Here is a 5,602-nt window from a genome sequence, read left to right as displayed (position 1 = left end):
AGGGGGGTTATAAGGGATGGAACCGTTATATAGAAAGGCATTTAGCGATTTTTGTCAATTGTTTTTTATCTAGAGCGAACTAATCAATTAAGTCTCTTGCCAGATAAGGATTTAGTCGATTTATGCCCCCCTATCGAACCAGACCAAGTAACGAAGAACCTATAATCATGTCAATAGACTTATCTGAAATGGATCTATTTTATCCATCGATAAAAATCTACGTTCAGAAATGTAAAATTTTAGTGATTTATGGATTCCATGAGTTAGGCTAGGTGAGTAGGCTCACTCAGTTGTATCGCAAAACTCAAGTTTGAATTGCCACTACGATTCCCGTTTTGTCCACCTTGTCAAACAGATCAAGGAAATGCACAGGTAATTGTCGTCCATCAAGGACAGCTGATCACCTCACCAGCGGTGATTGTGCTGTGAAGCTGTAAATTTCTACTGACGGTGACATCGGTTTGGTGCTGGAGCGCAACATCAAGTTAAGCTTCGATACTTTCTGTCTTGAATGCCTTTACCCTTTTCTAACTTATTGACCATGAGTTCAACCACTCCTATAACTACCGATGATGATCAGAAGAAACTAACTGAGAACGAGAAAATACCAGATGTTACTAAAGCATCCAGTAAGATTGATGAGTCGCTAAAAAAGTTTGTCGGTAACAAAAACTTAAATCTTCTCTCCCTAGGAGATTTAAGCGCGCTTTTGAATCAAGTTAATTTTTTAGGTGACATTGGACTTGCTACTCAGGGAGGAACGATACCAAACAATGGCAATAACCAAAATTCAACAAGTCTTACCTCAACTTCTACCTCAACTTCTACCTCAAGTCCTACCTCAAGTCCTACCTCAACTTCTACCCCAAGTCTTACCTCAACTTCTACCTCAAGTCTTAGCTCAAGTGTCTCACTACCAGATTTAGTGGGCAGTTTTGGCACGATTACTTTGCCAAGTACGGTTAACTTCGGCGCTCTGGGGAATGCACAGGTAATTGTCACCAATAAAGGACAGGCGATCGCCAGTGGTTCCAGTACTGTTAAACTCTACATTTCCACTGACGGTGAGATTGACAGTAACGATGCCTTACTCACCAGTGTTAGTACCAGCTTAAACCTGGGCGCCGAGCAGTCAGTCACCCTAAACTTACAGTATCAAAACAAAACTTCAGTCATCGCTCCGGGGGCTTACTTTCTCATTGCTCAAGTTGATGCCAATAACCAAATTCCCGAACAACTGGAAACCAATAATGTCACCAGTAAATTAGTATCGGGACTCAATACTAATGCCATCATCGACTGGAATGCGATCGCATTAAATGCGATTCAAGCCGAGGGAAAAGCAGGGCGGGGAGTTGGGCCGACAGTGGGTTCTCGCTTAATGGCCTTGGTTTCTACTGCCGTCTATGATACGGTTCAGGCCTTCAACACTTTATATCCCTCCTATGCTGTAAATGTGAGCGCACCAACAAATACCTCGTTGGAGGCGGCGGTAGTTGGTGCGGCTTATCGAGTTCTCTCTACTCAATTACCTGGACAAAATAGCTTGTTCTTACAGCAAGTAAGCAATTCTCTGGCGGAGATTCAGGAGAGTGACACCGCTGAAAGCAGGGGTTTTAATTTTGGCATTTTAGTAGCCAATCAGAGCCTCAATTTACGCGCTAATGATGGTTCCAGCAACAATACGCCTTTCACTGCGCCGTCGGGAAACTATGTCTGGACACCAGAAACCGTAGGACCCACTGCTGGGGTAGCACTCGGTGCCAACTGGGGTGGGGTAACTCCTTGGACAATTGGCAACATTGACCAGTTTGTCTCGCAAAAACAACTTGATGTGACTCTTAATGGCCGTCCTAACACAAATCCTACATTGTATGCCCAAGAAATTGAAGAAGTCCGGCTCTATGGTGGATTGCAAAACACTGCTCTGACGACCACTTTACGCAATGCAGACCAGGCAGAAATGGCTGTTTTCTGGGCCTATGACCGGGCTGATACCTTCCGTCCCTACGGTCACTTAAACCAAATTGCTCAAGAAATCGCCGTGCGTGAGGGCAATACCTTGCAAGAAGATGCCAGCTTATTTGCTGCATTAAATACCGCGCTGGCAGATGCGGTAATCGTCGCTTGGAAAGAGAAATACACTGAACTCCAACCTCGCCCTGATGACGTAATTGCTGGGGGATTTGCGGCTAATGACGGGATAGCTTCTACGGTGGGCGATACCAATTGGAAACCCTTGCTGTCAAATTTAATCGGGGTTAATTCGCCGCCTTTCCCGGATTATATGTCAGGGCATTCCGCCATGGGGGGAGCATTTGCTGGAGTGATGACCGAGTATTTTGGTGAAAACTATGTGTTTAGTGCTGTCTCCCAAGAACTTCCCGGTGTCGTTCGTAATTTCAATAGCTTCTATCAAGCGGGAATGGAAGATGCCCTCAGCCGTATTTATGGCGGAGTTCACGTCCGGGAAGCTTGTATTGATTCTTTTAACATGGGGTTAGCTGTTGGCGATTTTGTTGCGACAAGTGTCTTTCAGCCGATTGTCTAAATAGGGTCTGCTGAAAAAGTTTTTCCTGGGGGTTGGGGGGGTGTGGGGTTTTACCCATTTTCAGGGAGTCAATTAAGTAGGGAGGAACAATTATTTGTAGGATGGGTTAGCGGTAGCGTAACATGGTCGGGCGTTGGGTTTCATGCTTCAACCCAACCTACGTTCATCTTATATTTAATTCCACCTACCTACTTACCTAATTTTCAGGGAAAAAGTCCAGGGATTTTCCCCCCAATCACTCCAATCCCTGGCACTTTTTGATTTCAAAAAAGCCTAAAGATATTATCCAACAAGGTTTTTAGCTTTATTCAGCAAACCCTAGTTAGATCACCAACAGAATATCCCTACTAGGGAGTTAAATACTCCCTATTTTTTTAGGAGATTTTAACTGACTGAGAACAACGATTTGATGAGTTACATTCCAGACGTTTTTGACGTTCTGCTAAGATTGTTGGTAAATTCGGTCTTCCGGTTAAGGTTAATCGCCAAGAAGCCCAAATTTCATAGATAATATCCACTAGAAACCCAATAACCGGCCATTTGGTAGCGGCATAAATCCAACCAATGCCTAAAATGTCATAGACTTGGCGAAACACTTCCACATTTTGGAGAATAGTACCATCAGCTAGTACGGCGTGGATTCGCCCCATGGCTGCCGCGAAGGAAATACCACCATTTTCCTCCGGATTATAGTTTTCATCGGCAATATCGACAAAAGCAACTAATCCTCTCCCAGCATCCCGTTTTTGCAGAAAATTGACCTCGCGCAAGCAGAGGGGACATTCTCCATCGTAGAGGAGTTTAATTTTCCAAGAGGGCGATCGAGTAGAATTTTCTAAGGTATCAGCAGATGGAGTCGGCAAAGATGACATGATCTTCTAGGGATTCTCTTTTCAGTGGTCGGTAATTAGTGAGGGGTTGAGAAGTCGGGAGTGGGGAAGTGGGGAAGTGGGGAGAATAAATAAAAATAATCTCCTGACTCCTGATGATTATTTTATGGCAATTCATCAGATTGGATGGTATCACTCTCTATTGGTTCTCGATCGTTGCGTTTTGAGAAACCCCAAGCAAAGAGGATAGCAATTAAACTGATCATAATCCATTCCGGCGGCACAAAATCGGGACTAATCACCCGCAACAGCAATCTTAAACCCACCAAACCGACGGTGACAAAACCAGCATCTTCTAGGTGGGTGTATTCCTCTAACCAGCGAATAAATAAACCCGCCATAAAGCGCAGGGTAACTACTCCGATAGTACCACCAAGCAGGATTAACCAAGTATCATCGGCCACGGCGATGGAGGTGGTGACACTATCGAGGGAAAAAGCTAAATCAGTAACGGCAATTAGGGGGATAGCTTGCCAGAGAGATTGAAACTTGAGACTATGATGGGTGTGGTCCTTGTCTTCAGGGGAGGCAAAGTAATTAAAGACTAACCAGAGCAAATATACTGCTCCCAAAAGTTCAAACTGCCAGTATTTAACCACCCAGGTGGCGGTAAGAATCAAGATCATACGGAGAATATAGGCGAAAACTAAGCCAATATTCAAGGCCTGACGTTGACGCTGATGATCTCCTAATCCCTGTGCTATGGAAGCGAGAGCAATGGCGTTATCTGCTGATAATACCGCTTCTAGGGCAATGAGAACCAACAGAATTAACGGGGTTTTTAGACTAAGGGTTAGAGATGAATCAAGGAGCGAGTCTAACATTGAGGCCGCAGGTAAAAATAAATGTAATCATGGCAATACTCCAGCTTAACGCTTTTACAGCTTTCTTTTCTAGGGGAGATAACCGTCATCGGGGGGGGAGATATGAAGTCTTGTAACGAAATGATGCAGAGAACCCCGATGATGTCGGAAAGTATTGGATGAATATCTTTATGAGGAGATAATCAGCAATGCTTTCTGATACTCAAGTTCTAGTCGCTCTGGTAATTGCTTTAATCCCCGGGATTTTGGCTTTTCGTCTAGCGACGGAACTTTATAAGTAAAGTCGCTTTCAATAAACCCTGATCCCGTCTAACCTAGCTATAGGATAGACTGATTGGGGTTTTTTGTATCTTAAACTAGGGGATAGGGATTTAGGGTGATAGGGATTTAGGGTGATAGGGAAATTTCAGCTAAATTCCCCACTACCCCATCTCCCCACTACCCCATCTCCCCACTACCCCAATTCCCCATTACCCCACTCCCCAACCCCCAATCTATGACCGCACGAACACGAAACCAAACCAACAAAAAACCACAAAAAAAGCCAAAAAGCGGCAATAAATCCCAAAACTGGCAAGTTATCGAGATTTGGCTGCGAATTATTGCCTATAGCGCCATTTCCATCACGGCGGTTTTTGCGATCGCTCGTTTGCTCCCCTACCAACAGATGCAACAGGCAAAATTAGAAGAAGTGCGTTTGGCAGCCCAAGAAAAGGAGGAACGCGTCAATCAATTGCGCGGTCAATTTAGTCGCAGCTTCGATCCTAGTCAAGCGCGGCAAGTGATGGGGGAACAAAGTCCCCGACGGGATCCTAATCAAAGACGCATTTTTTGGGTTTCTCAGTAGATTAGCTGCCCGTGCATCTCAATTACTTGTTAAGACTCTAGGGGAGAGGAGATATCCACAGAGTCGGGATAAAACTAATGACCACAGCGACACAATTCTTAAACATTTCTGCCTTGACAAAAGAGGATTGTTATGGGTGCATCTGAATTTTGAAGAAATATCTATAGGACATTTTGGGCGCACGCGGTGCGCCCCTACCATTGGCGCGATAATAAATATTATTGTCGGGGCGAATTGCATTCGCCCTCTTTGAATAAGTAGGGAGGCACAATTATTTGTAGGATGGGTTAGCGGTAGCGTAACATAATCGGGCGTTGGGTTTCATGCTTCAACCCAACCTACGTTCATCTTATATCTGGACTTCCCCCGTATAAACATACTAGCTATGGCTAAAAGTCTTACAGAGCCTGAGTTCAAGCAATGAAATACTAATGAACTACTGGACACAAAATCCTGAAGTTCTTACGCCGATAGGGTTTGAGGCAAAAAT

The 5,602-nt window shown here is 44.4% G+C and carries 5 protein-coding genes; 3 read left to right on the top strand and 2 right to left on the bottom strand.

Annotated features, from left to right (window positions below; translation table 11 throughout):
- The first annotated feature begins 541 nt into the window (after positions 1-541).
- On the top strand, positions 542-2,551 hold the full coding sequence (locus O9324_RS11915) for a vanadium-dependent haloperoxidase (RefSeq protein WP_502846581.1): 2,010 nt from the start codon (positions 542-544) through the stop codon (positions 2,549-2,551).
- Between the two features lie 374 nt (positions 2,552-2,925).
- Here the strand turns inward: O9324_RS11915 and O9324_RS11910 are convergent, their stop codons facing one another.
- Positions 2,926-3,423 carry a thiol-disulfide oxidoreductase DCC family protein gene (locus O9324_RS11910; RefSeq protein ID WP_002766103.1) on the bottom strand — a complete coding sequence of 166 codons (498 nt, stop codon included), beginning with the start codon at positions 3,421-3,423 and terminating at the stop codon, positions 2,926-2,928.
- Between the two features lie 122 nt (positions 3,424-3,545).
- Positions 3,546-4,265: a TerC family protein gene (locus O9324_RS11905; RefSeq protein WP_002766104.1), complete on the bottom strand. Its 720-nt coding sequence runs from the start codon at positions 4,263-4,265 to the stop codon at positions 3,546-3,548.
- A 188-nt stretch (positions 4,266-4,453) separates the two neighbouring features.
- Between O9324_RS11905 and psaM the strand changes: the two genes are divergently transcribed.
- Both psaM and O9324_RS11895 read left to right on the top strand, forming a co-directional pair.
- On the top strand, positions 4,454-4,546 hold the full coding sequence (psaM, locus tag O9324_RS11900; protein ID WP_012264462.1) for a photosystem I reaction center subunit XII: 93 nt from the start codon (positions 4,454-4,456) through the stop codon (positions 4,544-4,546).
- A 215-nt stretch (positions 4,547-4,761) separates the two neighbouring features.
- Positions 4,762-5,112: a slr1601 family putative cell division protein gene (locus O9324_RS11895; protein ID WP_002786990.1), complete on the top strand. Its 351-nt coding sequence runs from the start codon at positions 4,762-4,764 to the stop codon at positions 5,110-5,112.
- The last annotated feature ends 490 nt before the right edge of the window (positions 5,113-5,602 follow it).

It is taken from the genome of Microcystis sp. LE19-84.1B, assembly GCF_027531875.1.
Taxonomy (GTDB): domain Bacteria; phylum Cyanobacteriota; class Cyanobacteriia; order Cyanobacteriales; family Microcystaceae; genus Microcystis; species Microcystis panniformis.
This window is presented reverse-complemented; position numbering and strand designations above follow the sequence as displayed.